At 35.0% G+C, this 26,297-nt stretch carries 27 protein-coding genes; 22 read left to right on the top strand and 5 right to left on the bottom strand.

Annotated elements, in window-relative coordinates; all coding sequences use genetic code 11:
• Positions 1 to 276 precede the first annotated feature (276 nt).
• Entirely contained in the window at positions 277 to 1,764 is a 1,488-nt protein-coding gene (gene zwf, locus BLT48_RS03810) for a glucose-6-phosphate dehydrogenase (protein ID WP_035023279.1), read from the bottom strand.
• Between the two features lie 327 nt (positions 1,765 to 2,091).
• On the opposite strand from zwf, the gene BLT48_RS03805 reads away from it, so the two are divergent.
• Complete coding sequence (locus tag BLT48_RS03805; protein ID WP_035023276.1) at positions 2,092 to 3,441, top strand: DEAD/DEAH box helicase; 1,350 nt, start codon at positions 2,092 to 2,094, stop codon at positions 3,439 to 3,441.
• 47 nt (positions 3,442 to 3,488) lie between these two features.
• Here the strand turns inward: BLT48_RS03805 and BLT48_RS03800 are convergent, their stop codons facing one another.
• Positions 3,489 to 4,238 carry a DUF1189 domain-containing protein gene (locus BLT48_RS03800; protein ID WP_089975349.1) on the bottom strand — a complete coding sequence of 250 codons (750 nt, stop codon included), beginning with the start codon at positions 4,236 to 4,238 and terminating at the stop codon, positions 3,489 to 3,491.
• Positions 4,239 to 4,495: 257 nt separating this feature from the next.
• On the opposite strand from BLT48_RS03800, the gene BLT48_RS03795 reads away from it, so the two are divergent.
• The gene (locus BLT48_RS03795; RefSeq protein ID WP_035023270.1) at positions 4,496 to 5,104 is read left to right on the top strand and encodes a superoxide dismutase; all 609 of its coding nucleotides are present in this window, start codon (positions 4,496 to 4,498) and stop codon (positions 5,102 to 5,104) included.
• A gap of 146 nt (positions 5,105 to 5,250) precedes the next feature.
• Complete coding sequence (locus BLT48_RS03790; protein ID WP_226776640.1) at positions 5,251 to 5,781, top strand: hypothetical protein; 531 nt, start codon at positions 5,251 to 5,253, stop codon at positions 5,779 to 5,781.
• Positions 5,782 to 6,164: 383 nt separating this feature from the next.
• Here the strand turns inward: BLT48_RS03790 and BLT48_RS03785 are convergent, their stop codons facing one another.
• Positions 6,165 to 6,803, bottom strand: coding sequence for a pentapeptide repeat-containing protein (locus BLT48_RS03785; RefSeq protein WP_035023265.1), 639 nt, complete (start codon positions 6,801 to 6,803; stop codon positions 6,165 to 6,167).
• Positions 6,772 to 9,573 carry a YfhO family protein gene (locus BLT48_RS03780; protein ID WP_244885798.1) on the bottom strand — a complete coding sequence of 934 codons (2,802 nt, stop codon included), beginning with the start codon at positions 9,571 to 9,573 and terminating at the stop codon, positions 6,772 to 6,774. Before BLT48_RS03780 ends, BLT48_RS03785 begins: the two co-directional genes overlap by 32 nt.
• A gap of 152 nt (positions 9,574 to 9,725) precedes the next feature.
• Between BLT48_RS03780 and BLT48_RS14165 the strand changes: the two genes are divergently transcribed.
• The 11 genes from BLT48_RS14165 (at position 9,726) to BLT48_RS03730 (ending at position 17,704) form a co-directional block, all read left to right on the top strand.
• Positions 9,726 to 10,157, top strand: a complete 432-nt coding sequence (locus BLT48_RS14165; protein WP_244885797.1) for a hypothetical protein — start codon at positions 9,726 to 9,728, stop codon at positions 10,155 to 10,157.
• Positions 10,150 to 11,844: a peptidoglycan D,D-transpeptidase FtsI family protein gene (locus BLT48_RS03775; RefSeq protein ID WP_226776643.1), complete on the top strand. Its 1,695-nt coding sequence runs from the start codon at positions 10,150 to 10,152 to the stop codon at positions 11,842 to 11,844. Before BLT48_RS14165 ends, BLT48_RS03775 begins: the two co-directional genes overlap by 8 nt.
• Before the next feature lie 220 nt (positions 11,845 to 12,064).
• Positions 12,065 to 12,415: a hypothetical protein gene (locus BLT48_RS03770; protein ID WP_035023258.1), complete on the top strand. Its 351-nt coding sequence runs from the start codon at positions 12,065 to 12,067 to the stop codon at positions 12,413 to 12,415.
• A gap of 24 nt (positions 12,416 to 12,439) precedes the next feature.
• Complete coding sequence (locus BLT48_RS03765; protein WP_035023254.1) at positions 12,440 to 12,952, top strand: hypothetical protein; 513 nt, start codon at positions 12,440 to 12,442, stop codon at positions 12,950 to 12,952.
• Positions 12,953 to 13,094: 142 nt separating this feature from the next.
• Positions 13,095 to 13,244, top strand: a complete 150-nt coding sequence (rpmG, locus tag BLT48_RS03760) for a 50S ribosomal protein L33 (protein WP_007724164.1) — start codon at positions 13,095 to 13,097, stop codon at positions 13,242 to 13,244.
• A 168-nt stretch (positions 13,245 to 13,412) separates the two neighbouring features.
• The gene (locus BLT48_RS03755; RefSeq protein WP_035023251.1) at positions 13,413 to 13,703 is read left to right on the top strand and encodes a hypothetical protein; all 291 of its coding nucleotides are present in this window, start codon (positions 13,413 to 13,415) and stop codon (positions 13,701 to 13,703) included.
• A 228-nt stretch (positions 13,704 to 13,931) separates the two neighbouring features.
• A complete protein-coding gene (locus BLT48_RS03750) occupies positions 13,932 to 14,621 on the top strand; it encodes a rhomboid family intramembrane serine protease (RefSeq protein WP_035024180.1) in 690 nt (229 codons plus the stop codon).
• A gap of 11 nt (positions 14,622 to 14,632) precedes the next feature.
• Positions 14,633 to 14,839, top strand: a complete 207-nt coding sequence (locus BLT48_RS03745) for a YqgQ family protein (protein ID WP_089975339.1) — start codon at positions 14,633 to 14,635, stop codon at positions 14,837 to 14,839.
• Positions 14,840 to 14,866: 27 nt separating this feature from the next.
• Entirely contained in the window at positions 14,867 to 15,841 is a 975-nt protein-coding gene (locus BLT48_RS03740; RefSeq protein WP_089975336.1) for an ROK family glucokinase, read from the top strand.
• A gap of 247 nt (positions 15,842 to 16,088) precedes the next feature.
• Positions 16,089 to 17,198 carry a YqgU-like beta propeller domain-containing protein gene (locus tag BLT48_RS03735; RefSeq protein ID WP_089975332.1) on the top strand — a complete coding sequence of 370 codons (1,110 nt, stop codon included), beginning with the start codon at positions 16,089 to 16,091 and terminating at the stop codon, positions 17,196 to 17,198.
• A gap of 155 nt (positions 17,199 to 17,353) precedes the next feature.
• A complete protein-coding gene (locus tag BLT48_RS03730; RefSeq protein ID WP_411155655.1) occupies positions 17,354 to 17,704 on the top strand; it encodes a rhodanese-like domain-containing protein in 351 nt (116 codons plus the stop codon).
• Between the two features lie 72 nt (positions 17,705 to 17,776).
• Here BLT48_RS03730 and BLT48_RS03725 read toward each other — a convergent pair whose 3' ends face one another.
• Positions 17,777 to 18,007, bottom strand: a complete 231-nt coding sequence (locus BLT48_RS03725) for an excisionase family DNA-binding protein (protein WP_089975326.1) — start codon at positions 18,005 to 18,007, stop codon at positions 17,777 to 17,779.
• 149 nt (positions 18,008 to 18,156) lie between these two features.
• Here BLT48_RS03725 and BLT48_RS03720 point away from each other — a divergent pair, with 149 nt between their 5' ends.
• The 8 genes from BLT48_RS03720 (at position 18,157) to glnA (BLT48_RS03685) (ending at position 26,279) form a co-directional block, all read left to right on the top strand.
• Complete coding sequence (locus tag BLT48_RS03720) at positions 18,157 to 18,888, top strand: glycerophosphodiester phosphodiesterase (RefSeq protein ID WP_226776644.1); 732 nt, start codon at positions 18,157 to 18,159, stop codon at positions 18,886 to 18,888.
• A gap of 1 nt (position 18,889) precedes the next feature.
• Positions 18,890 to 19,843, top strand: coding sequence for a tRNA (adenosine(37)-N6)-dimethylallyltransferase MiaA (gene miaA, locus BLT48_RS03715; RefSeq protein ID WP_089975321.1), 954 nt, complete (start codon positions 18,890 to 18,892; stop codon positions 19,841 to 19,843).
• A 43-nt stretch (positions 19,844 to 19,886) separates the two neighbouring features.
• Positions 19,887 to 21,149 carry a GTPase HflX gene (gene hflX / locus BLT48_RS03710; RefSeq protein WP_089975318.1) on the top strand — a complete coding sequence of 421 codons (1,263 nt, stop codon included), beginning with the start codon at positions 19,887 to 19,889 and terminating at the stop codon, positions 21,147 to 21,149.
• Positions 21,146 to 22,396, top strand: coding sequence for a methionine gamma-lyase family protein (locus BLT48_RS03705; RefSeq protein ID WP_035023229.1), 1,251 nt, complete (start codon positions 21,146 to 21,148; stop codon positions 22,394 to 22,396). The genes hflX and BLT48_RS03705 overlap by 4 nt, the downstream gene beginning before the upstream one ends.
• Positions 22,397 to 22,512: 116 nt before the next feature.
• Positions 22,513 to 22,878 carry a MerR family transcriptional regulator gene (locus BLT48_RS03700; RefSeq protein WP_035023226.1) on the top strand — a complete coding sequence of 122 codons (366 nt, stop codon included), beginning with the start codon at positions 22,513 to 22,515 and terminating at the stop codon, positions 22,876 to 22,878.
• Between the two features lie 56 nt (positions 22,879 to 22,934).
• Positions 22,935 to 24,269 (top strand): type I glutamate--ammonia ligase, encoded by a 1,335-nt coding sequence (gene glnA, locus BLT48_RS03695; RefSeq protein ID WP_089975316.1) that lies wholly within the window; start codon positions 22,935 to 22,937, stop codon positions 24,267 to 24,269.
• 233 nt (positions 24,270 to 24,502) lie between these two features.
• Complete coding sequence (locus tag BLT48_RS03690; protein WP_035023220.1) at positions 24,503 to 24,895, top strand: MerR family transcriptional regulator; 393 nt, start codon at positions 24,503 to 24,505, stop codon at positions 24,893 to 24,895.
• A 43-nt stretch (positions 24,896 to 24,938) separates the two neighbouring features.
• Positions 24,939 to 26,279, top strand: coding sequence for a type I glutamate--ammonia ligase (gene glnA, locus BLT48_RS03685; RefSeq protein ID WP_089975313.1), 1,341 nt, complete (start codon positions 24,939 to 24,941; stop codon positions 26,277 to 26,279).
• Positions 26,280 to 26,297: the final 18 nt, after the last annotated feature.

The raw sequence follows: 26,297 nt of genomic DNA, 5'->3' as shown, positions 1-26,297 counted from the left end.
TTCGCTCCAGTTGCCCTAGCTCTCGCGGCTTTAGTCGCTTAGAGATAAGGTATGCGTTAGAAGTTTCAGGTCTAAACGCTTTTAGCCACACTCCCAATGAAGCTCCAACACCTTGTAATTCGCATTGAATTCAATGCATGGCTACAAGCAAAATTTATTCCTTTAGAAATTTCGTATCATTAATGTAGCTAAGTTAGCTACATTAAAAATTATTGAACCTAAAAATAGACGAAAGCAAAATCTGCTTTCGTCTATTTTTTACTTATGTTGATAGGATTATTTAGGTATTTCCGGATTCCAATACCAGCTAAAGCCGTCTTTTGCTAACAGGTCATCACTTTCTGTCGGACCCATAGAACCGCTTGGGTAACTTGTAAGGTCCGTTTTATTTTGATCCCATTCATTACGAATAACATCAACGAATTTCCAAGAAGAAGCTACTTCATCCCAGTGCGTAAAGTTCGTTGCGTCTCCATTTAAACAATCAAAAAGCAGCTTTTCATAAGCTTCAGGACTATTTGCAACTGTTTCAGCTGAATGGATATGTTTAAGATCAAAGGTTTCTGTTTCTAAACCAATACCAGCCTTTTTAGTATTTAATTGAAGAGAGAAACCTTCAGTTGGTTGAATGAAAATGGTCAGTACATTTGGTGGCAATTCTTCTTCAACATCTTCACTAAACAAGTTTAAAGGAACATTTTTAAAGACAACATTGATTTGGGTACCTTTTTCGGCCATTCGTTTACCTGTTCGAATATAGAAGGGAACACCTTTCCAACGGAATGTATCAATCAGAACTTTACCTGCAACAAATGTTTCTGTTTGAGAGTCTTCTGCAACATTCAATTCATTTTGGTACTTATTCAATAAACTATCGTTGTTCGTGCCAACATCATATTGAGCACGAACAAAATTTTCTTTCACTTCTTCAGGGTTGAAAAGGCGAACAGCTCGTAACGCTTTAATTTTTTCATTGCGAATATCTATGTCTGTAAGTTTTGCAGGGGGCTCCATTGCCAAAAGAGAGACAATTTGCAAGATATGATTTTGTACCATATCTCTTAAAGCACCGCTTTTATCATAATAACCACCACGTTCTTCAACGCCTAAAGATTCGCTTAACGTGATTTGAATATTATCGATGTAGCGATTATTCCACATAGACTCAATCATGTTATTTGCAAAGCGTACAGTAGATATATTTTGTACCATTTCTTTGCCAAGATAATGATCTATACGGAAAATTTGATTTTCATCAAATACCTCTCGGAGTTGTTCATTTAAAATAGAAGCACTCTCATAGTCATGACCAAACGGTTTTTCAATAATCAAACGATTGAATCCATTAGTTGATACCAATCCTTGTTGGTTTAATTGTTGAGTGATCGTGCCAAAAAAGTTAGGAGACATAGCTAAATAAAATAAACGATTGCCATTGATTTGATAACTGTCATCTAATTCTTCGGCTAATTTTTTTAAGTTAACGTAATGTTCCGCATCATTAACATTATGTGACTGATAGTAGAAGTGGCTGGCAAACTCAGTTGCAGTTTCTTCGGAAATAACTAGGTCACTTATCGTTTCTTTGATAATTTCTCGATAATAATCATTTGTCCATTCTCTTCTAGCGGTTCCAATCACAGCAAAATGTTCTTTCAAAAATCCTTTTTTATATAAGCGATAAAGAGATGGATACAATTTTCTCTTTGCTAAATCTCCGGTTCCTCCAAAGATTGTAAATAAAACATTCTGTTCAGTTGTCATCTATCTTTATACCCCTCTTCTAGAACAAAGACGTTCATCTTTTCTAAAACTATTGTACTGGTTTCCGCTTTTAGAATCAATCATTCGTTGATTCTTTCTTTTAAAAAGTAAGAGTTCTACCTAGAAAATTTAATTGGTTCAATCAATAGTATACAATAGTACACAAAAAATGACGAATTACTGGTTTAAAATGGTAGGAAAGTTCTTCTTAAACAGTAAAATAATGAGACACATTGCCAGCTAAAATATATTTAAGTAACGAATCCTTCATATTTATGGTATAATACAAAAGATGCAAAAGAGTATCAAGAGAAATGAGGCGATAAAATGGAACATACCTTTGAAAAGTTTGGGTTACAACCTTTTTTAATTGACGCAATAAATGAAATTGGTTTTAAAAAACCGACTGAAGTACAAGAAAAACTTATACCAGCTATTAAAAGTGGGAAAAGTGTTATTGGTCAATCACAAACGGGGTCAGGAAAAACTCATACATTTTTACTTCCATTACTAAACAAAATTGATCCATCACGCAAAGAAGTGCAAGTGGTGATCACTTCTCCTAGTAGAGAATTAGCAGAACAAATTTATCAAGCAGCACTTCAATTAGTTGAAAAAGCTCCTACTAAAATTATTGTACAAAATTTTGTAGGTGGAACAGATAAAAAACGACAAATGACTAAATTAGCTGGAGTTCAACCACATGTTGTAATTGGAACACCAGGAAGAATTTTAGATTTAGTATCTGAAAAAGCTTTATTGATTTATACATCTCCAGTTTTGGTTATTGACGAAGCAGATATGACGTTAGATATGGGATTCTTAACAGATGTTGATCAAATCGCAAGTAAGTTACCAGAAAAGTTGCAAATGCTTGTATTCTCAGCAACTATCCCAATTAAACTGCAACCGTTTTTGAAAAAGTATATGTCTAATCCATTATTTGAACAAATTCAGCCTAAAGAAATTATTTCGCCAACGATTGAAAATTGGCTTATTTCTACAAAAGGGAAAGACAGAATTGATGTTATTTATGAATTATTGACAATAGGACAACCATATTTGGTCATGATTTTTGCAAATACGAAAACTAAAGTTGATGAATTAGCGGATGGACTTAAATCTAGAGGAATCAAAGTAGCTAAGATTCATGGAGATATTCCTCCGCGTGAAAGAAAACGTGTAATGAAACAAGTACAAAATCTTGAATATCAATTTGTTGTTGCAACTGATTTAGCTGCACGTGGTATTGACATTGAAGGTGTTTCACATGTGATCAATGCTGAGATTCCAAGAGACCTTAGCTTCTTTATTCACCGTGTTGGTAGAACTGGAAGAAACAATCTTAAAGGAACAGCCATCACACTATATGCTCCAAGCGATGAAAATTTAATTGTAGATATTGAAAAATTAGGGATTCCTTTTGAACCAAAAATGATTCAAAAAGGTGAAATAGTAGATACGTATGACCGCAAACGTCGTACAACTCGTGAAAATACGGCTACTGATACCGTTGATCCTAGACTCAAAAGTATGATCAGTCAAACAAAGAAAAAAGTAAAACCAGGCTACAAGAAAAAAATGTCACGTGCGATTAAAGAAAGCAGCGACAAAAAACGTCGTGTTGAACGTCGTAGTCAAGCTAATGCTATTAAAAAAGCAAACAAGAAAAAATAAAAAAAAAAGGAGTTGAGAACGATTCTCAACTCCTTTTTTTTTTATTTTTAAGGCAAACGTTTCGTTTTAGGTAGTACTCGAATAGCTAAATAATAGATGAATAAAGTTACAAGTGTTTTGATTTCCAATTGAAAAGCAGGTATTAAATTAACACTATTTAATAGAGCCATGAATAGTGTTGGTAATGTAGAAGCAACCAATACGATTTTCCAATTGTCACCAAAATTCAATTTTCTTCCGGTAAGGATAGAGAGAATATTTGCAAATAATGTATATAGTAAAGTATACAAAAATGTAATAAAAAGAGTAGATACCCATACTAGAATAAATGTAATAAGTGGCAAATTAATACCAAATGCTTGAACATTTAAAATAAGATCAATAAACGTTTCACTTGTTAAGCCGTTTAACTGAGTATACGGCAATTGAATAGGGTAATCTGGAAGAACAAAATAAAGACTGTCTTCTAAAAAAGCAATTCCTAATAAGTTCGCAACTAAATCTTGTTCTACATCTTCAATGGTTCTTTCTCCGTTTGGATCAAAGGTGAAGATAATCGAATTCGTTTGATAGATATAACTTTTTACAGGTTCAGTTGTAACGATTTGATCATTTTCTATTTCAAAAGGTGGAATACTTTCCGCAATAATTTGTCCATCTCGACTAAAATCATTGATTATTTGATTGCTTTGGATCCAAGTTGGAATAGTTGCGATAAAAGCAATAATTAAAAAATAAAGAACAACTTTTCCTTTTTTTAATGTGATTGCTTGTGCTAACTTTTCTGGATGAATCATTGAATCTTTTATTAAAGTTATGAATTGAATAGTAATCTCTCCTGACTTGATAAAACGAATGATTTTTCTATTACATACTAAATAGTGCTTAATTTTATTGTAGCGGTTAATTTTACTAAACTCAATAGCCTACAGGTACTAAAAAGTAATTGTGTTATTTTTTCTAAAAATAACTATCTGAATACTTTGTGTTTTTTATTGAAAGGTGTTACATTTATTAGGGAACGCCTAAAAAAAGATAAATGGAGGAATTGATTATGACATACGAATTACCAAATTTACCTTATGCATATGATGCATTAGAACCACATATCGATCAAGCAACTATGGAGTTTCATCATGATAAACATCATGCAACCTATGTTGAAAAAACAAATGCTGCTCTTGAAAAATACCCAGAGTTAGCTGAAAAATCAATTGAAGAATTAGTAGCAGATTTAAATTCAGTTCCTGAAGAAATCCGCACAGCTATCCGTAACAATGGTGGCGGACATGCTAACCACAGCTTCTTCTGGGAAATTCTTTCACCAAATGGTGGCGGAGAACCAACTGGAGCGTTAAAAGAAGATATTGAAGCAACTTTTGGAAGCTTTGATAAATTCAAAGAAGCAATTGAAACTGCTGGAGCTGGCCAATTTGGTTCAGGTTGGGCTTGGTTAGTTCTTAATAACGGAAAATTAGAAGTAACTTCAACAGCTAATCAAGATTCTCCATTAACCGATGGAAAAACTCCACTTTTCGGAGTAGATGTTTGGGAACATGCATACTACTTAAATTACCAAAACAAACGCCCTGCTTATTTAAAAGCGGTATGGAATGTTGTTAACTGGAATGAAGTAGCAAAACGTTACGAAGCAGCTAAATAAATAGTTAAATTTAAAAAGACAAGCACTCATGTGTTTGTCTTTTTTTCTTTATAGAGTATTACGTTGCGATTTTTTGTAATCGATTCCATTTGTGGTAAAATTAAGATGTGAAAACAGGAACACCTTAATTAGTGAGGAGTGATGAAGTGAATAAACGGTTCATTGGTGTCTATCCGTCTATAGAGTTATTGATAAAAAAAGTAAATCAACTTTTAGGTGAGGGGCGCGCGATTAATCAAATGACACTTGTTACGAACAAAGACACAGAAGACATTTTACATGAATTCCAAATGATTGTTCCACTTTACGAAAATCGCCCAATTCTGTTAGAAAAGACAACTTGGCTGGTTCACAACACAGAATCTGATGATATTTTCTCATTAGAAAAATATGGACTATCTATTAAAGAAGAACAAGACCAATATAACCAAGCAATGTCTGATTTAACGTATGTTTTGTTGTTAGGTGAGAATTCAGATAAGGATTATTGGTATCCAAAAAAACGACTAGGTCAACCCATCACAGACATCAAAGGAAATAAAGAGTTTAATCATCAATCAGATTTTATCAACTCGGGGTCAGCAAATAGCAATATCAGTAGTCCACGATATAATGGCTCGTATAATAATCAACCATGGTTTGCACCGGATTCAGATGATGGTACAACCAGACGATGAAAAATTTTAATGTTTTCAAAAAATGTATTCGATTATAAAAGAAGACCCTGTTCCGTTTTTAGGAATAGGGTCTTCTTTGGCTAAATATTTTATTGTGTTGATAAATCAGTTAATGTGTAAAGGATTCAATGCGAAGTACAAAACGCTAACTCTTCAGTGATTCCGTTTTGTTTGAGGCTTAAAAGTCTGAAGACAAGACTATGGGTCTCAGGCTTGTGAAGGTCCCATAGCTCTTCACAGGCAACCCAGTCTATTTCAGAAAAAATTATACTGTATCGCACCAACATCATTTGTTAAACAACCACTTTTTCTTCATATTGTCCGTTTGTATTACTCAAAAATCATTAATCATAAGAAAAGGTTAGCTTGAAGCAAGTTTAAGATTATACAATTAAAATACCCAACATATTGGCAATAACCAGAGCCTGGTTAGCATTTAATTTGCAGCCTTTTACTAAATCAATGGATACAGATAAGTTTTCAAATTCAGAATCGCTAAAATTTAATCCATTAAGGTTTGTTTGCATTATAGATAATTGATTCAATTGACACCGTACAAAATCTAATTTTTTCCAAGTCACTTCAAAAAACTCACTTTCGACTAGTGAACAGTCTTGAAAACGAACTTGCTTCATTGAAGCATAATTGAAAGAACTGTAATTCCCGATGCAATGGTCAAATTGAGCGTCAACGATAGACGATTCAGCAAAATTGGTACCCAGAAATTTCGTATCTTTGAAAGTTGTACGATGGAAGATAGCACCAATCCATTCGTTGTTACTAATGTTGCATCCTTCAAATGTAACATCTAAACATTCAAAACGAGTAAATTGGCAATCTTCAAAGGTCACATTAACAAAAGAAACATGCTGGAAGCAGACATTTTCTAGCTGTTTACTAGATAGGGTACAGTTATGAAATTGACAATTAGTGTAATAAGACTCGTCATCAATCTCATCAAAATGCGAAGCTGTTAGGTTGCCAGGTATTCTAGGTTGAACTATTTTTATTGATGCATTCATTGGTTTCCACCTTTAAAGTTTTTTTGAAGAAAAGACTTGTAACGAAAATTAGCATTGCCGAAAGGATTGTTAAAATGGTTCCTTCAAAAAATAAAGGTGTCGTATAATTAAATTCAACAACGTGTTTACCTTCAGCAATAGGAATAACTAACAAACTGTCTAAAGCTTTCTTTGTTTGAGTAGGAACACCATCTACTTTAACAGACCAACCTTCATTATACGGAATAGTAGTCATTAAGACTTCTTGGTTTTGTTGAATGTCTACTGTGCCTTTAAAAGATGTATTACCATATTCCTCAATGGCTATGCCACCAGCTTTTAAAGTTTGGATAGCTGACTCAAATACGGTTGAATTCAAACGGTACAGTTGAAAGTCTTTTAAGCGTATCGTAGATTCTTCTAATTCAATTTTAAACGTAAGTGTATCTTCTTTATTTTGACTGGCAATATTTAAAACTAATTGATCTCTATATGTCTCATATTGAGTGAACGGTTCTCCATTTAAAAATAAGTTAACATCTTCTTCTTTAATATTAGGGCTAAGCGTTAAATAGTAGGAATCATTCGTTTCCGGTGTAAATTGAAAACTCACGGATGCATCGTTATTCAAAACTTGTTTCCGGTAAATCTTCTCGTTAAGAGCATCAGAAAGGGTCACATTTTGGTATACGGTACTGTCAAAATCGCTAGGCACAAAGAACTGCTCTGTAACTCGATTATCGGTCAAAGCTTGTAAAATCGCTTCTTGTAACTGAATCGGTTGATCCTCTATTAAAGAAACGTTTAGGATAGAATCAGAACTTCCGAAAGCAATTGGTAAAGCATTTGGATTTTCGTAAATAAACGTCTTATCCGTTTCGCCAATTTGTGTGTAAGAGCGTAAATCGGGTTTTGTCTGCATGTCATTAAGTTCGAATTCCTTTTTTTTAGCATTTGAAACAGAAGGGATCAGTAAAGAATCTATTAATGATGGTACTTGTTGCGTCCGGCTAAAAGATTCTTTCAATCGGGTACTTTTGACGCCTAAAGGTTGGTTGGTTTCCTCAAGATAGAAATCATTTTTTTCGCTCATGTAATATTGAATATCAAATAAAGCATCTGTTAACAGGGTTCCGTTAGAATAGGCAAGAAAACCATCTCCTACAGGAAAACCAAGACTGCCAAATAATGCAGGTATGGTTCGCTCAAAAGTCGAACTGAAATGAGTTACGCTAGGGTAGTTCGCTTGAAAACTATCATTTTTTGTTCGTAAAAATGTTTTTTCGACACGATAAAAATCATCATCCATGTCTTGAATCGCATCAATGCTAGCATCCATTCCAGTTTGGTAAACCGTGAAGCTGTCTTGATCAACATAACTCAAACGGGATAAATCAATCTGAGCATTTACACCCATTTCTACTGCAGTGAGAAGAAAGAGTGCAATAGGCAGCCAAGTGTATTGTTGTGGTTTGATAATGAAGAAAAAGATGATCATACAGGTAAAAAGAACTGTTAATATGATTTGTTCAGTATAGATAAAATCAAATTTCTCAGTGTAAACGTAAAAACTTACTAAGGCTGTCAGTAACATACTGACAAGTGTACTAATTGGTCTCATACCTTCATAATGCATAAAACTTCTAAATCCGTTGATTAACATAAAGAAGCAAACCACAAACGAAAAACGATAAGGGTACCAGATAGGATACTGCATAGCATGCCAGATTTTATTGAAGGCTTCTAAATTCATTGAAACAATAAATAGAATCATCAGTACTAAGGCGGTCAATCGCTCTTTTTTTGAAAAGTAACGGTTAAAGAAGTAACAAAGAAACGAAACCAGTGCTAAGCTGCCAATAAATAAATTAGGATAACCAGAAGGCATTTGGTCGAAATTAAAAGCACCAACAAATAATTTGGATACCATTTCTGGAAACGGATAGGCTAATTCCCAGTCAAATTCAAATTTTGTGTAACTGGCTTTACTTTCCATAAGAGAATGAAACGTTGGCAGCAGTAAAACCCCTGCTAATCCTGCTCCTAATAGAGAATGCCAGATGAATAATCCAATTGAAGTGAGTATGTTTGTAAATTTGGTTTTCCATCGAATTCCCTTTGGATAAGAAACACCGGTCAAACGAAAGATGAAATAACCTACTAGAAAAAGACAGATCATATAAGCAATGTAATAATTTGCGAACAACATTAGTCCAAGAAAAATAGAGTAAAGCAATCCTTTTTTTTCAGCAATCAATTGTTCAAGCCCCATCACAATAAGCGGCAGAAAAATAAGGCTGTCTAACCACATGATGTTTAATTGGTTAACAATCGTGTACCCCATTAAAGCGTAACTAATTGAAAAGGCAGCTAAGATAAAGCCTGTTCCACTGAATGATTTTTTTAATAAATAGCCAAAACTCAACCCTGCTAAACTAATTTTTAAAAGAGTCAAGCAAGTTACTGCTAACACGATTTGAGTATGCGGAAAGAGTAAAAATAATAAATTAAAAGGACTGGTCAAGTAATAGGCCCATAACCCCATCATATCTCCGCCGATAGCTTTAGAAAAAGAATAAAAAAATGTAGTTGGATCATCAAAAAAGGTTTGTCGATAATAGGAATAAAAATCAATGTATTGTTGTCCTAAGTCGACTGTTAGTAGAGAATCATTTCCAAAAGGATAAACGCCTTGAAAAATATAAATAAGCGCCATCGTAAAGAAAGGAACAAAAAAAGCCAACAACAAGGGCCATTGTTTCTGAATAAAGGTCTGCATTGTTTTTTGCATAAGTTTCAACTCCATTAACGAACTAGTAATTCTTCCAAGTACTAGAATAGCATAGAATGAGATGAAATAATTAAAGTTTTCTTTAATCAGTAGTTAATTCAAAACAAATTTGATACAATGGGACCAGTAATTTGAACAGGAAGGTGTCTTTTTTGAAAACAACTAAAAATAATAAGAAGAAAAAATCACATATTCCTTTTCGGTTGAATTTTTTATTCTTCACGGTCTTTCTACTATTTGCTATGTTAATTCTTAGATTGGGTTATTTGCAAATTGTTAAAGGTGAAGAATTTGAAACAGAAGTTCAGCGAACTGAGACTACCTTGGCAACTGGAACCGTTCCTCGAGGTGAAATTTACGATAGTCAGCATCGTAAATTAGTCGGAAATGAAGCTCTTCAAGCGATTACTTATACAAGAGGCCGAAGTGTTTCTAGTGAAGATATGGCTAAAATTGCTTTAAATCTAGCGAAGTACATCGAGATGCCGAATGTTACGGAATTTGAACAAGAGAGTGGTTTTGATTTGTCAAAACGAGACTTAAAAGATTTCTGGATTGCTCTGGACGAAAAAAAAAGTGAATAAACGCATAAGCGAGAAACAAAAGGAAACTTTAAGCGGTACAGAACTTTATCAACTTCAAGTTGATAGTGTGACTGATGAAGACATTCAATTTACAGTAGAAGAACAAGAAGCGGCAGCTATTTTTAAACGAATGAATGGCGGTTATGCTTTATCAACAATCAACATTAAAAGCGAAAATGTGACGAATGACGAAATCGCAAAAGTAAGTGAAAATCTCTTGGCATTACCAGGAATCGATACGGGTACGGATTGGGTCAGAACTTATCCTGAAAAAGATATGCTTAAAAGTATTTTAGGGAATGTTACAAGTGAATCTGAAGGTCTGCCTGAGAATAAGGCAGCAACTTATCTAGCACAAGGTTACGCTCGTAACGATCGAGTCGGAAAAAGTGACTTGGAATTGCAATATGAAGAAGTTTTAAGTGGTTCAAAGTCAAAATCAGAAACTGAAACGAATCAAAATGGTGATATCGTCAACACGATCCAAAGTTATGCAGGCGAAAAAGGCGATAACCTCGTTTTAACAATAGATATGGACTATCAAAAGATCGTTCAAGATATTGCAAAGCAATCTGTAGCAACTGAAAGTGAAGGGCTGAATAACAGTATATATGTTGTGGCAGCTGATCCAAACAATGGTGAAATATTAGCGATGACCGGTCAAAAACGAAATGCAAAAACTGGAGAAATTGAGGATGCCACATTAGATATTATTAATTCAAGTTTCCAAATGGGTTCCGTAGTCAAACCGGCAACTGTACTGGCTGGATATATGGATGGGGCTATCACACTGGCAGACAATACGTTAGTTGATGAACCATTACAGCTCGCAGGTGCTAAGCCTATCAGTTCAGTATTCAACCGCTCCGGTAGCATTGCGCTTAATGACATTACTGCATTGGAACGTTCTTCTAACGTGTATATGTCAAAAATTGCCTTGCGCATGGGTGGAGAGTACGATTACTATAAAAATATGGCTTTAGACATCGATTACAAAGCAGTTATAAAAAAAATGAGGAATTATTATGCTCAATTTGGATTAGGTGTGAAGACAGGAATTGACTTGCCAGGTGAAGGTTCTGGATTTTTAGGAACAGCAGATAATCCTGGTTTGGCTTTGCAATTTTCATTTGGTCAGTATGATACGTATACTCCAATCCAATTGTTGCAATATGTATCCACGATTGCAAATGGTGGAAAACGGATTGCACCTCGTTTGATAGATGAAATCAGATCAACAGATGCAAATGGAAATTTGGGCGCTGTTCAAACGCAGTTAGAAACAGAAGTTTTGAATATTATTGACGTTGGTGAAACAGAAATGGGTCGTGTCCAACAGGGGATGTACCAAGTAACGAATGGGGCGAATGGTTCAGCCACAAGTTACTTTAGAGGTGCTGAATATACAGTTGCCGGTAAAACCGGAACTGCCGAAGCGCCATACTACGGAGATCAAACTGACAGGATAGGAGAGCTTACCACCAACCGAACTTTTGTTGGTTATGCTCCTTATGATAATCCTGAAATAGCGGTATTTGTTATTGTTCCTTATCTGCCAAATACGAATACCAATCATGAAAATACAATTGTTGCTCGGAAAGTTTTAGATGCTTACTTCCAAGTTGGCGACTACAAAAATCTTTCGGGAGAAATTGCTGAAGAACATAATGAAGACACAGAAGAATAAGTGTTAGAATAAAAAGATTTTGCCTGATTTTTTTGGTAAAGTCTTTTTTTTATAGCGATCAGGAGTGTACTTAATAATTTTTGAATTTAAATGCTGTTTTTCCTAATTCGCTAATATACATTGCTAACTCATTAAATTATTAAGTTTATTTTACAAAGTATTTTTTTTAACTAAGGTATGTTAAACTTGAATTTGAGATTAAAAAGAAGAGGTGAATTTGATGGACTTATGGATAATTGTGATTATCTTATTAGTCATTGCGGTTGCGTTAATTGGCTGGTCATTTTATAAAAAAGATAATGGCGAGAAAATTAAAGAAGAATTTGAAGAATTGTCTCTGCAATTGCTACAAGACATTTATAGTTTGAAAAAACGTGTTTCAGTATTAGAGGAAGAGATGAATATCCAAGTAACAGAAACACCAACATCAGCTAAGATTCATGATGTTTTGAAGAAGCATGTCGTTAGTTTATATACACAAGGTGTAGCAGTTGAAGATATTGTTATGCAAACACGTTTATCTGAAGCAACTGTAAAAGTTGTTATCGATGAATATGTTAAAAATAATTAATCCCTAATAAAGGAGAATAAGAACATGAGTAAACCGGCATTACGCTACTTAGCATTAGGATTTTTAGTTTCTGCTATTGTTCTTGCAGGATATAGACTTTTCCTTTATGATGTTCAACCAATCGCCTCTGAAAATGAGAAAATTGAAGAAACTGTCCCAACTAAAGAAGAAATATCCTACAAAGAAAAGTATGAAGCTTTGTTAGCTGATAAAGAAGTTGCTGATTTAGAAAAAGAAACGGAAACAAGTGAATCTGCCGACGTTAAAGAAGAAGCAACAAGTGAATCAGCGGAGAGTGCCGAGTCAGAATCGTCTGAACCTAGCGAGAAAAAAATCACACTTATTATCAATGAAGGAGATCCAAGCAGTGTTGCTAGTAAGCAACTACAAGAGCAAGGATTAATTGAAGATGCTTTTGACTTTGATGAATTTTTAGAAGAGAATAGTTATGCTGCGCTTATTCGTCCGGGCTCTTATGAAGTATCAAGTGAGATGGATTATAATGAATTAGCCAGTGTATTGATGGATAATAATTAGTTTGAAATAAAGAGCGTAAAGTAAAAAAACTTTACATCCTCTAAAAAAATGCTAGCATGTTTATACAAAAAGTGATATGATATTTAAGTCAGAAGACAACAACTATGTCTTCAAATACTGTTTAATGCTTGGAGGGAAAATCATGCGTGTAAACATCACATTGGAATGTACAGAATGTAAAGAACGTAATTACATCTCAAAGAAAAACAAACGTAACAGTCCGGACCGTGTTGAATTCAAAAAATACTGCCCGCGCGAACGTGTTGTAACTTTACATCGTGAAACAAAATAACATTTTTGTTATTTCAATTCGCAAAAAATGAAATCTATATAGATAAAGCTGAAAGATTTTCTTTCAGCTTTTTTTATTTGGAGAAAATGAATTCGAAGAGCATAGCATTAGGTTCACCGACTTCTATTTGCTATACTAAAAGCAATAAATGAAGAGGTGGTTTTGAAGATGGATAAAAGTGAAGTACATTTAAGTAATGGAAAAACAGTAATTTTCAATAGTTCTGCTGAACAACTGCTAAATAAGGTAACTGATGAAGATGGAGAATTATTAGAAAGTTTTGTCTTATTAGAAGATGATAAAGGTGTTTCGTGCTATTTAAATCCAAGTCAAATCGTTACTATTTCAGTTCTTAAACCCAATAAGAATGAGAAACATCAAGATTCAAAAGGTAAACATACAAAAGAAAACTTAGATGCTATTAGCAATCTAAGCAAAGATATTGGAAATATGGAGTAAACTCATTTGTTGATGTGTTTATTGAAAAAAATACTGTTGAATTTTAGTTGATTAGCTAAATTTCAACAGTATTTTTATGTGTAAATTGATAAAAGGAAATTCAGTATTAGTGTTAAGAATAAGCAGCTTTATGCTATAATAAATAGTAGAGGTTATTTGATCAGTCTGATTTTTAACCGGTTTATTTAGTTATAGAATGGAGTTGATGATTTGGAATACAGTACCCAAATGAAATTAAAGCGTTTTTTTAGGAAGCCAGTCGTAACTTATGCTCTTTTGACTATTCAAATTTTAGCGTTTGTTTTAATGACGTTAGATGGTGGAAGTACTAACGTTGCTACATTAGTAAAATATGGAGCAAAGTTTAATCCGTATATTGTTTTAGGAGAATGGTGGAGATTAATTACACCCATGTTCTTGCATATTGGATTTATTCATTTATTAATGAATTCGGTGATTCTGTATTACTTAGGCGAACAATTAGAAGGGATGTTTGGTCATTTACGATTTGCTGGAATTTACTTGCTTAGCGGTATAGCTGGAAATCTTGCGAGTTTTGCATTTAGTGACGCATTATCCGCTGGTGCGAGCACTGCTTTATTTGGCTTATTTGGGTCGACTATTATGCTGGGGCAGACGTTTAAACACAATCCAGCAATCCAGCAAATGGCAAAAAGTTTTAGTATGTTGATTATTATTAATATCGTATTTGGAATATTTAGTTCCTCAATTGATATGGCAGGACATCTTGGGGGATTGTTAGGCGGTTTCTTACTTGCCACAGCAATCAGTGTGCCTAACCCGCTTAAAATATGGCGAAATGAGCGCTTGATATATGGTGGACTGTTTCTATTATTGGTTATTATTCTAGCTTATATTGGTTACCGAAGTACCGCTGTCTCTTTATTTGGACTTTGAGGAGTGAAGCAATGAGAACATTATATGATGTACAGCAATTGTTGAAACGTTTTGGGATTTATGTGTATATTGGAAAACGAATGTGGGATATTGAATTAATGATGGTCGAGTTAAAAAAATTGCATGAAAACGGGCTAATAGAAAATGATGAATATTTGCCCGCTTTACTGATTTTGAAGCAAGAGCATCGTAAAGAAGAAGAACAATCAAAAAAATAATAAGTTGAATGTGGAGGAAGAAGTATTATGACAAAAAAAATCATTGGAATCGATTTAGGTGGAACAACTGTAAAGTTTGCAATTCTAACAAGTGAAGGGGATATTCAACAGAAATGGAGTCTAGTAACAGACGCAAGGGAAAATGGATCAAAAATTGTTCCAGCAATTGTTGAATCTATCAATGAACAGCTTGAAAAATATCAATTAACTCCAAATGACTTCATTGGTATTGGAATGGGATCGCCTGGAACGGTCGATCGCAAAGCTGGAACCGTTATTGGTGCGTACAACTTGAATTGGAAAACAATCCAACCTGTTAAAAAAATGATCGAAGAAGGCACTGGAATTTCTTTTGCTATCGATAATGATGCAAATGTAGCGGCTCTTGGAGAACGCTGGAAGGGTGCTGGAGCGAATGAAGAAGATGTTGTCTTTATCACTTTAGGAACTGGTGTTGGTGGTGGAATTATTGCTGGCGGCCGTTTGATTCATGGTGTTGCTGGGGCAGCAGGAGAACTTGGACACATTACAGTTGATCCAGATGGGTACGACTGTACTTGTGGAAAGAAAGGTTGTCTAGAGACCGTAGCAAGTGCTACAGGAGTTGTACGTTTAGCTAGAGATTTTTCAGAAGATTATGCTGGCGAATCACAGTTGAAATACAATATTGACGATGGTCAATTAATAACTGCCAAAGACGTTTTTGATTTTGCAAAAGAAAATGATAAATTAGCTGTTCGAGTGGTAGAAAAAGTAGCTTACTTTTTAGGTTTAGCATGTGCGAGTGTTGCAAATACGTTAAATCCATCTACCATTGTAATTGGCGGAGGTGTTTCGAATGCTGGAGTATTTCTAGTTGATCAAATCAAAATGTATTTTGATCAGTTTACTTATCCAACCATTCGTGAAACGACAAAAATTAGATTAGCTCAATTAGGAAACAATGCAGGAGTAGTGGGAGCTAGTTCTCTAATCAAAGAACATTTAAATGGAACGCTTTAATTTAATCATCTCTTTAGCTGTTAAAAAAGTAAAGTTATGCGGAATAAAAAAGACGACATCGGTAAAGTACTGATGTTGTCTTTTTTTGTTCCGCTATCAGTGCGTTTTTGTATGGGATACATTCATTGATGCTGTTATATAAAGGATAATATGTGTTTAAACATATGTCGTATGTTATAATCAAGTGAGATGGTAAGAATACTTTCGTGAGGGAGAATCCTAAAAAATCAAAAATAAGGTGATTAGAATGAAAAGAAAAAAGAAAAAGCCTAATATTTTCAGCTTAGTTATTTTACTTTTTTCCGCGACCTTATTTTTAATAAGTTGCACTAAAAAACAACCAACTGAAGCTCCTGACCCAGAAATAAATCCTTTATCATATAAGGAAATTCCAATAGAGTATGAAAGTTTTAGAAAAGTAATTGGATGGATGTCAGATGAAGAGGTTTTGCTTCACACTGGTGAAATAAATAATGACAGCTTATCTATTTTTAATATTTTTACAGGTGAGATCAATCCTGTTTATGAAGCAGAGGGTATTATTTTAACTTCTGTTATTTCAGAAGATCAGCAACAAGTGTTGCTTCAAGTTGTTGGTGAAGATGGTGGAGAGTTAAGAATAGTTGACTTAAATGGAACGGTTATACAAAAATTACCATTAGTAACTAAAGGGATTGTTAACGTAAACTGGAACCCAGCAAATCAAAATCAGGTATTCATTTCTTATTATCAGTCAGAGCCAGAAATGGTTGTTGGCAATTGGAACGTTGAAACAAATGAAGTTGTTCCCGTTCCTTCTACTTCGCTGACTCCTGCCTGGTATTCTTCTAATTTGTATTTATATGTAGATAACAAAGATGATTTTTCTCTTGAAACGGGTGATCTTTATATGGGAGATACTCGAACGAACGAATCTTTACGATTAAAGAGTCAAGTTTCTAGTTTTTTTGTTCATGATGACACTTTTATTACCTATACACCTTCTGATTTTTCAGATGATGAATTGCTATTGAATTACCAATACCCTTTTATGGTAGATCAGTCATTTATGGAAATTCCTAAAGTAACCATGAACGAGCGTCTTGTTTTTCCTTATTTAAGTCAGGCTACAAGAAATACCCCCGTTTATGGAGTTTTTGCTAAAAAAGCGGTGAAATTAGAACTTGAAACAGGAGATTTTGAATTTGGGCAATTGGATTTTGATGAAAAGGCGGTTAAACCCATCCTAGATTTGCCGGATAACGCTCCGATTGCTGTGTCGAAAAATGGCAAGTATAGCTTATATGGATGGCGTTTTGAAAGTATTATAGATATAGAAGCGCAAAAGATCTACTCATTGATCAGTATGCCTCATTAAGTGCTAAATAAAGTCTGTAAAAAACGCTGGTAATAAAAAAAAGCTAGTAAAAGACCCCATTCTTGTGTACAATTACTCCTGTATAACGAGTTGAAAGGGGCAAGTGAGAATTGGATATAGGTCAATTGATTAATATCGTTTTATGGATCATCATTATTGTATGGGCAGGTTACGAAATTTATAGTTATTTCAGACGCAAAAATGCTTCAGTAGAATTGACAGAGGAAGAGTTTAAAAAAGATATGCGAAAAGTTCAGTTAATTGATGTTCGTGAGAAAAAAGATTATGATGCTGGACATATCTTAGGAGCTAGAAATATTCCTTATTCAACTTTAAAAACACGCATCGTTGAAATAAGAAAAGACCAACCTGTTTATCTTTATGATCATAATAAAGCTGTTAGTTTACGAGCAGCTGTTCGTTTGCGCAAAGAAGGTCACACGGACATTCACCATCTTAAAGGCGGTTATCGTGATTGGACAGGAAAAACGAAAGCAACACACTAAAGTATAAGAAAACGATTGAACTTAATAGTCAAAAAACTTCCGTTAATAGGTATTAGCGGAAGTTTTTTGTGCTTAATCTTCGTCTTTTATATCAATGTCTTCAGGAATAGGTTCGTTTAAATAATCTTGTAAGTCTTTTTTGTATTTTTCAATCTCCTGTAAATATAAATTAAATTGTTCTTTATAAATTAAAGTGGTTTCGCCATCTGATAAAGTGCGAATCTGTTTCTCACGAATAAGACGTGTAATATCGGTGATGGACAGATCTAAATATTCTGCGGTTTCTTCAATCGTTAAATACATCTTAATTCCTCCTTTTGACAGACTCTATTGTACGTTACTTTAGAGAAAAAGACGACTGTTTCATGCGATGAAATAGAGCTATCTATAGGGCATAGAATAGAAATATGCTATAATTATTAAGAATGTAAGCAATGGAGGGATCGTACGTTATGAACCATACGGAAATTATTGCTCATCGTGGAAGTAGAGGAACGCATCCAGAAAATACATTAGAAGCAATCGAAGAAGCTGTTCGAGTAGGAAGCGACGGCATTGAAATAGATGTGCATTTAAGTTTAGATAAGGAAATAATCGTTATCCATGATGAGACGGTTGATCGGACAACAAATGGAAAAGGCAGAGTTCAAGATTTAACGTTAACAGAACTAAAAAAATTGGATGCAGGCAGTTGGCTTGATCCTGAATACAGCAATTGTTGTATCCCCACTTTAAAGGAAGTTTTTAATTTTCTTGCAGAAGTTGATTACAAAGGATTAGTTAATATTGAGCTCAAAACGGATCGTTATTCATATCCTGGTATTGAGGAAAAAGTACTCGCTTTTGTAGCTGAAAATAGTTGGCCCTTTACTATAGAGTATGCTAGTTTTAATTATCAAACATTGATTCGACTAAAAGAAGTAGATCCTTCTTGTAAAATCGCACTATTATTTGAAAATAATGGTGAAAACCTCACTTTTTTAGATCCAGATATCCCAGTCAAGATGTGGCATCCTAAATTGAGTTGGTTCAAAAAAGAGAGTCTTTTTGGAACTTTTGAGATTCCAGTACGTGTCTGGACCGTCAATAAAAGTGAAGACATCCAATTTTGTTTAAGCAAGCAAGTAGCAGGTATCATTACTGATTACCCTCAGAAGGCTCTTGAGATCAGAAATAAGTGGTAGTATGAAGGAGAATAGCGTGAAAAAGAAAAAAATCATTATCATTGTAGGATCAACGGCTGTTGGAAAAACAAGTTTAAGCCTTTCGTTAGCTAAAGCTGTCAATGGTGAAATCATTAGTGGCGATTCTATGCAGATTTACCGCAACTTAACTATTGGAACAGCTAAAGTTTCCAAAGAAGAGCAACAAGAAATTCCGCATTACTTGATTGACGAAGTAGACGTCGAAACGAGTTATGCAGTATCTGACTTTCAAAAACGAGCACGGTTTTTGATTGAGGAAATCTCTGCAAGAGGGAAAGTGCCAATTATTGTGGGTGGTACGGGGTTATATATTGAATCGTTACTATATGATGTAACCTTTGGCGGAAGTGGCGAGAATGATCCAGCTTTTCGTGAAGCACAAGAAGCCATAGCTATAGAAAAAGGGAATCACTATTTATGGGAACAGTTAATCAAAGTGGACGCTAGTGCTGCTGAAAATATCCATTTTAATAATCGTCGGCGTGTCATTCGTGCTCTTGAAGTGTATCATGTAACTGGTCAACCCTTTTCTAGTTATCAAAGTGAGCGCAAAGAGAAAGAACTGCTCTATGATGCTAAAATTATTGGGTTAACGACTGATCGAGAAGAATTATATCAGCGAATCAATCTTCGTGTAGATCAGATGTTTGAAAAAGGGTTGATTCAAGAAGCTGATTGGCTTTATCAAAGACAATTACCAGATGCCCAAGCTTCAAGAGGAATCGGGTACAAAGAATTGGTTCCCTATTTTGAAAAAAAGGCTACTTTGCAAGAAGCAAAAGAAGCCATCCAACAGAACTCAAGAAGATATGCTAAACGTCAGCTTACGTGGTTTAAAAATCGATTAGAAAACGTAGTATGGTTTGACCTATTGGCTTCTCCTGAAAAAGAAGAACACATCAAAAAAGAAGTAAAAAGATTTTTAAGAGATTAAGTTTAGGCATTTCATTAAAATACTAGAATAGAAGGTGAGCGGAATGGAAACAAAAGAAACAGCTGAAACAGTAGAACGCGTCATCCTTGTAGGGGTACAAACAAGAGAAAGTGACCAAGATTTCCGTTATTCGTTGACAGAATTGGCACAATTAACAGAAACAGCTCTTGGAGAAGTAGTGGGGGAACTTACCCAAAAAAGAGATCGAGTCGATTCACGTACTTTTTTAGGCAAAGGGAAAATGGAAGAGTTGATCTCTTTAGTGGATGAACTAGAAGTAGACACTGTTATCTTTAATCAAGGTCTAACACCTGGACAAACAAGAAATATTCAAAAGCTTCTTTTGGATGATGTGAAAGTGATTGACCGTATTCAATTGATCTTAGATATCTTTGCTATGCGCGCTAAAAGTAAAGAAGGGAAATTACAAGTTGAGTTAGCTCAATTGCAATACTTGTTGCCACGATTAGCTGGTCAAGGAATCAACTTATCACGGTTAGGTGGAGGAATTGGAACACGTGGTCCGGGGGAAACAAAATTAGAAACGGATCGTCGTCATATTCGTGATCAAATTACTGATATCAAACGAGACCTTTCTGAAACTGAGAAGCACCGTAGTCGTACGCGTGAACAACGTAAGGAGAGTGGAACTTTCCAAATTGGTTTAATGGGGTATACAAATGCCGGAAAATCTACGTTGTTAAATAAATTGACTCAAGCAGATACGTACGAAGAAAATCAATTGTTCGCGACCTTAGATCCATTAACCCGTCAATTGTTATTGCCAAGTGGAATGACGGTGACCTTAACAGATACCGTTGGTTTTATTCAAGATTTGCCAACCCAATTGATTGAATCCTTTAAATCAACGTTAGAAGAAACGAAGGGTGTTGACCTGTTGCTGCATGTAGTAGATGCTTCTGCTGAAAATATGGCGGGACATGAACAGACAGTAGTTCAGTTGTTGAAAGAATTAGGTATGGAATCTATTCCAATGATCACTGTATACAACAAAAAAGATCTCGTTGAGGATGCATTTTATCCATCGCTTTTCCCTAATGTCTTTATCTCAGCGAATAATCCTGAAGATATTGATCAATTGCTATCTGAAATCATGAACAAAATGAAAGAATTGATGGTCCCTTACCGAATTGAAGTTGACGTTAGTCGTGGAGAGCAGTTGGTTCGATTAAAAAGAGAAACGTTGGTTGATTCCGAAGAATACGACGAAGAAAAAAATATTTATGTAGTAAAAGGCTATGCGAAAGCAGAGTCAAAATGGAATGGAGAGAATCAAACGTCATGAGTTGGAACAAACACTATGCCCCCGAATTAATAAAAAAAATTGAAACAGTAGAAGAAAAAATCAAGCCTATCCATGATCAGATCCATGAAATAGCAATGTTTAATCAAAATAAAGTTTTGCAAAGTTTTAGAAATAAAAAAATTACAGAACAACACTTTACTCCCACCACAGGATATGGGTACGATGATTATGGCAGAGACGCTTTAGAAGAAGTTTATGCTGAAGTCTTTGGAGCTGAAGCGGGTTTAGTTCGACCACAGATTATTTCTGGGACACATGCTATCTCAACGGCTTTATTTGGTGTGATGCGCCCAGGAGATGATTTGTTGTATATCACTGGGACACCTTATGATACACTGCTTGAAATCGTGGGGGTTACTGGAAATGGCATTGGATCATTTAAAGAATACCAAATGGGATTTGATCAGGTAGATTTATTGTCAGATGGAGCAGTGGATTTTGAAACAATAAAAGAAAAAATAAATACGAAAACAAAAATGGTTGCTATCCAACGTTCTAGGGGGTATGCAAGCAGACCGTCATTTACGATAAGCCAGATTGAAGAAATGATTCAATTTGTTAAAGGAATCAATCCAGAAATTGTTGTTTTTGTGGATAATTGTTATGGAGAATTCGTGGAAGAACAAGAACCAATCCAAGTTGGAGCAGACTTGATGGCTGGATCATTAATCAAGAATCCAGGTGGAGGTTTAGCTAAAACAGGTGGATACATTGTTGGAAGAACAGAACTGATTGATGCTTGCGGGTATCGCTTGACTACTCCTGGCATTGGTAGAGAAGCTGGGGCTTCTTTATACAGTTTGCAGGAAATGTATCAAGGCTTTTTTATGGCTCCTCATACAGTGGGTGAAGCGATAAAAGGCGCTGTCTATACAGCTGCCCTTTTAGATACTTGTGGTATTGAAAGTACGCCAAAATGGAATGACAAGCGGACGGATTTAATTCAAATGATTTCGTTGAATGACAAAGAAAAAATGGTTAAATTTGCACAGACGATTCAAAAATATTCTCCTATTAATGCCCATGTTTCTCCAATTGGTGCTTACATGCCTGGTTATGAAGATGATGTCATTATGGCGGCGGGTACCTTTATCCAGGGCTCAAGCATGGAATTAACAGCTGACGGTCCTATTCGAGCGCCGTATACTCTATATGTCCAAGGTGGTTTGACCTATGAGCATGTCAAGTTAGCCGTTAGTTCTGCTGTAGAAGAACTGTTTTTTTAATCTAAAAATGAGCTAAATGTTGAATATTTTTGAAAATGAGTTTGATAATGTAAATTTTTTTTGACATTTTTAAAAGAGATTGTTAATGTAGTAATAGGCTAGATGGGAGGATTCTCATGAAGGAGAAAGAGCTAAGGCGTTCCATGTCTGTATTTCCAATTGGGACAGTCATGACATTGACGGACTTATCTGCGCGTCAAATTCGTTATTACGAAGAACAAGAATTGATTTCTCCTGAACGTAATGAGGGGAACAGAAGGATGTATTCTTTAAATGATATAGATGTTCTTCTAGAAATCAAAGACTACTTAGCAGATGGCATCAATATGGCAGGAATAAAACGTATTTATGAATTAAAAGAAAAAGAAGTTGAAAACGAAGAGCAATCTGTTTTAACGGATGAAGACGTTCGTCGAATTCTACAAGATGAATTTTTAGCTCTACGCGGAATGAACCCCAAAGGTCCTTCACGCTTCTTTTAGTTTTTCATAGTGAAAAAATAAAAAAATTATTATAAAAGGGAGTAAAGATAAACAAAATGAAGAATTTTACGCGCAAAGAAATAGAAACTAGTGCCAAGGAACAAAATGTTCGTTATTTAAGATTGATGTTTACAGATATTGACGGAACCATCAAGAATGTTGAGGTTCCCATTAGTCAATTGGAAAAAGTTATGGAAAATAAAATGATGTTTGATGGTTCTTCCATTGATGGATTCGTAAGAATTGAAGAAAGTGATATGATTTTACGCCCTGATCTATCTACATGGTTGATTTTCCCATGGGAAGAAGTAAATGGAAAAGTTGCTCGTTTGATTTGTGATATTTATAATCCAGATGGCACGCCTTTCTCGGGAGATCCTAGAAATAATCTAAAACGCGTTCTAAAAGAAATGGAAGAAGAAGGTTATACAGAATTTAATTTAGGACCTGAACCGGAATTTTTCTTGTTTAAATTAGATGAGAATGGAAAACCAACAACTGAGTTAAATGATAATGGTGGCTACTTCGATTTTGCGCCAACAGATTTAGGTGAAAATTGTCGTCGTGACATTGTCTTACAACTTGAAGAATTAGGGTTTGAAATTGAAGCTAGCCATCATGAAACGGCTCCAGGTCAACATGAGATCGATTGGAAATACGCGAGTGCAGTAGAAGCTTGTGACAATATCCAAACCTTTAAGTTGATTGTTAAAACTGTTGCTCGTAAACATGGGCTACATGCTACCTTTATGCCAAAACCTTTATTTGGAGTAAGTGGTTCTGGAATGCATTTTAATATGTCTTTGTTTAACAAAGAAGGAAATGCTTTATGTGATGAATCGGATGAACTTGGTTTAAGTAAAACAGCTTATCATTTCTTAGCAGGTATCTTGGATCATGCTTTAGGCTATACAGCGATTTGTAACCCTACTGTAAATTCTTATAAGCGATTGATTCCTGGATACGAAGCGCCTGTATACATTGCATGGAGTGCTCGCAATCGTTCACCTCTAGTGCGTATTCCAAGTTCAAGAGGGATCTCTACAAGAATAGAGTTACGAAGCGTAGATCCTAGTGCAAATCCTTATTTAGCAGTAGCAGTATTATTGCAATCGGGATTAGATGGTGTGAAGAAAGAAAGCAAAGTTCCTCAACCAATCGACCGTAATATTTACCGTATGTCTTCAGAAGAAAGATATAAAAAAGGCATCAAAGATCTTCCGTCTACGTTGCACAATGCTGTAAAATACTTGCAAGAAGATAAAGTCGTGCAAAATGCATTAGGAGATCACATTTATAAAAGTTTTGTCAGTGCCAAACATATAGAATGGGCTGCATACCGTGAACAAGTGTCTGAATGGGAAAAAGATAAGTACCTAACATTGTATTGACCTCTTTACTAAAAATACGAAAAGAACCTGTGAATAAGCTATTCACAGGTTCTTTTTTTAGTTTTTTAAAATTGGTATAGTTCAATTGTTGGATTTTAATCGGAACGAATTATTTTTATTTAAATTAATTGTTCGGTATAACGTGTTAGGTTTTCTAACATTTGGTGCATTTTTTTGTTGACATCGAAAAAAAAGACTGATATTCTATAAAAGTAATCGAAAGGAGGTCTAGGATGAGTGAGAAAGAACTACGGCGTTCACGATCGGTATTTCCGATTGGTACAGTTATGAAGCTGACTGATTTATCTGCCCGACAGATACGTTATTACGAAGAGCAAGATTTGATTCATCCATTACGTAATGAAGGAAATCGTCGAATGTATTCTTTGAATGACATTGATGTTCTTCTTGAAATTAAAGATTATTTATCTGATGGAATCAATATGGCAGGCATCAAGCGAATATATGAATTGCAACAAAACAAAGAAAAAGCCAGAGAGCAAGAAATAACTAAAGTGATGACAGATGATGATGTTCGTAAAATACTGCATGATGAGTTTTTAGCTGTAAGTGGTTTGGGTGTTAAGACAGCACATTCATTTCTAGATCAAAATCGAATAGGATAAAATAAGATAGCGGAAACGCTAATCAAAAGGAGAGAAAAAGTCTATGGCTAAGTTCACGAGAAAAGAAGTAGAAGAAACATCAAAGAAAGAAAATGTCCGTTTCTTGAGACTGATGTTTACTGATATTTTAGGAGTTATTAAAAATGTTGAGGTACCCATTAGTCAATTAAAAAAAGTATTGGATAATGAATTGATGTTTGATGGCTCTTCAATTGAAGGATTTGTACGAATCGAAGAAAGCGATATGTACTTAAGACCCGATTTAGATACTTGGTTGATATTTCCATGGGAAACAACTGAAGGGTCTGGTAAAATCGCTCGATTGATCTGTGATGTCTACAATCCGGATGGTACTCCTTTTGCCGGAGACCCTCGTTCTAACTTAAAGCGTACACTAAAAGAAATGAAGGAATTAGGGTTCACAGATTTTAACTTAGGACCTGAACCTGAATTTTTCCTTTTTAAATTAGATGAAAAAGATGAACCGACTCTAGAGTTGAATGATGCTGGTGGCTATTTTGATTTAGCTCCAACAGATTTAGGTGAAAATTGTCGTCGCGATATCGTATTGCAATTAGAAGATTTAGGTTTTGAAATCGAAGCGAGTCATCATGAAGTTGCACCAGGACAACATGAAATCGATTGGAAATATGCTAGTGCAATAGAGGCGTGTGATAATATTCAAACGTTTAAATTGATTGTCAAAACAGTTGCGCGTAAACATGGATTACATGCTACTTTTATGCCTAAGCCACTATATGGTGTTAACGGATCAGGAATGCACTTTAATCTGTCACTATTCACTAAAGATGGAAATGCATTTTATGACAAAGATGGAGACATGGAACTAAGCGAGACAGCACGTCAATTCTTAGCTGGAATTTTAGATCATGCTAGAGCCTTTACAGCAATTGTGAATCCTACAGTGAATTCATATAAACGTCTTGTACCAGGCTATGAAGCACCAGTCTATATCGCTTGGAGCGGTCGCAATCGTTCGCCACTAATTCGTGTGCCACAATCAAGAGGGATGTCTACACGTGTGGAATTGCGCAGTGTTGATCCTAGTGCAAACCCATATCTAGCTATGGCTGTTCTATTAAAAGCAGGATTAGACGGCATCAAAAAGGAAATGAAAGCACCAGAACCTGTCAACCGTAATATCTATGCAATGAGTGAAAAAGATCGTCATGAAAATGGCATCCATGATCTTCCGGGAACATTGCAGGATGCATTAGGCTATTTGGCAAATGACAGCATTATAAAAGATGGATTAGGTGGACACATCTATGAAAACTTCATGAATGCGAAGAAAATTGAGTGGTCTGCATTCCGTGAGCAAGTCACTGAATGGGAAAGAGATCAGTACTTAAAAATGTATTAAAATAGAATAGGCAAAAGG

The organism is Carnobacterium viridans (assembly GCF_900102725.1).
GTDB lineage: Bacteria > Bacillota > Bacilli > Lactobacillales > Carnobacteriaceae > Carnobacterium_B > Carnobacterium_B viridans.
The sequence above is the reverse complement of the archived record's forward strand: the minus strand, read 5'-3'. Positions and strand labels throughout refer to the sequence as shown.

Bases quoted from the DNA above. Each gene is read 5' to 3' on its own strand.
- BLT48_RS03740 (WP_089975336.1), top strand. From the start codon at position 14,867: ATGACAAAAAAAATCATTGGAATCGATTTAGGTGGAACAACTGTAAAG.
- BLT48_RS03725 (WP_089975326.1), bottom strand. From the start codon at position 18,007: ATGTATTTAACGATTGAAGAAACCGCAGAATATTTAGATCTGTCCATC.
- glnA (WP_089975313.1), top strand. From the start codon at position 24,939: ATGGCTAAGTTCACGAGAAAAGAAGTAGAAGAAACATCAAAGAAAGAA.
- BLT48_RS03795 (WP_035023270.1), top strand. From the start codon at position 4,496: ATGACATACGAATTACCAAATTTACCTTATGCATATGATGCATTAGAA.
- BLT48_RS03690 (WP_035023220.1), top strand. From the start codon at position 24,503: ATGAGTGAGAAAGAACTACGGCGTTCACGATCGGTATTTCCGATTGGT.
- BLT48_RS03755 (WP_035023251.1), top strand. From the start codon at position 13,413: ATGGATAAAAGTGAAGTACATTTAAGTAATGGAAAAACAGTAATTTTC.
- BLT48_RS03745 (WP_089975339.1), top strand. From the start codon at position 14,633: ATGAGAACATTATATGATGTACAGCAATTGTTGAAACGTTTTGGGATT.
- hflX (WP_089975318.1), top strand. From the start codon at position 19,887: ATGGAAACAAAAGAAACAGCTGAAACAGTAGAACGCGTCATCCTTGTA.
- BLT48_RS03720 (WP_226776644.1), top strand. From the start codon at position 18,157: ATGAACCATACGGAAATTATTGCTCATCGTGGAAGTAGAGGAACGCAT.
- glnA (WP_089975316.1), top strand. From the start codon at position 22,935: ATGAAGAATTTTACGCGCAAAGAAATAGAAACTAGTGCCAAGGAACAA.
- BLT48_RS03735 (WP_089975332.1), top strand. From the start codon at position 16,089: ATGAAAAGAAAAAAGAAAAAGCCTAATATTTTCAGCTTAGTTATTTTA.
- BLT48_RS03785 (WP_035023265.1), bottom strand. From the start codon at position 6,803: ATGAATGCATCAATAAAAATAGTTCAACCTAGAATACCTGGCAACCTA.
- BLT48_RS03805 (WP_035023276.1), top strand. From the start codon at position 2,092: ATGGAACATACCTTTGAAAAGTTTGGGTTACAACCTTTTTTAATTGAC.
- BLT48_RS03700 (WP_035023226.1), top strand. From the start codon at position 22,513: ATGAAGGAGAAAGAGCTAAGGCGTTCCATGTCTGTATTTCCAATTGGG.
- BLT48_RS03780 (WP_244885798.1), bottom strand. From the start codon at position 9,573: ATGCAAAAAACAATGCAGACCTTTATTCAGAAACAATGGCCCTTGTTG.
- BLT48_RS03750 (WP_035024180.1), top strand. From the start codon at position 13,932: ATGAAATTAAAGCGTTTTTTTAGGAAGCCAGTCGTAACTTATGCTCTT.
- BLT48_RS03705 (WP_035023229.1), top strand. From the start codon at position 21,146: ATGAGTTGGAACAAACACTATGCCCCCGAATTAATAAAAAAAATTGAA.
- BLT48_RS03800 (WP_089975349.1), bottom strand. From the start codon at position 4,238: ATGATTCATCCAGAAAAGTTAGCACAAGCAATCACATTAAAAAAAGGA.
- BLT48_RS03770 (WP_035023258.1), top strand. From the start codon at position 12,065: ATGGACTTATGGATAATTGTGATTATCTTATTAGTCATTGCGGTTGCG.
- rpmG (WP_007724164.1), top strand. From the start codon at position 13,095: ATGCGTGTAAACATCACATTGGAATGTACAGAATGTAAAGAACGTAAT.
- BLT48_RS03765 (WP_035023254.1), top strand. From the start codon at position 12,440: ATGAGTAAACCGGCATTACGCTACTTAGCATTAGGATTTTTAGTTTCT.
- miaA (WP_089975321.1), top strand. From the start codon at position 18,890: ATGAAGGAGAATAGCGTGAAAAAGAAAAAAATCATTATCATTGTAGGA.
- zwf (WP_035023279.1), bottom strand. From the start codon at position 1,764: ATGACAACTGAACAGAATGTTTTATTTACAATCTTTGGAGGAACCGGA.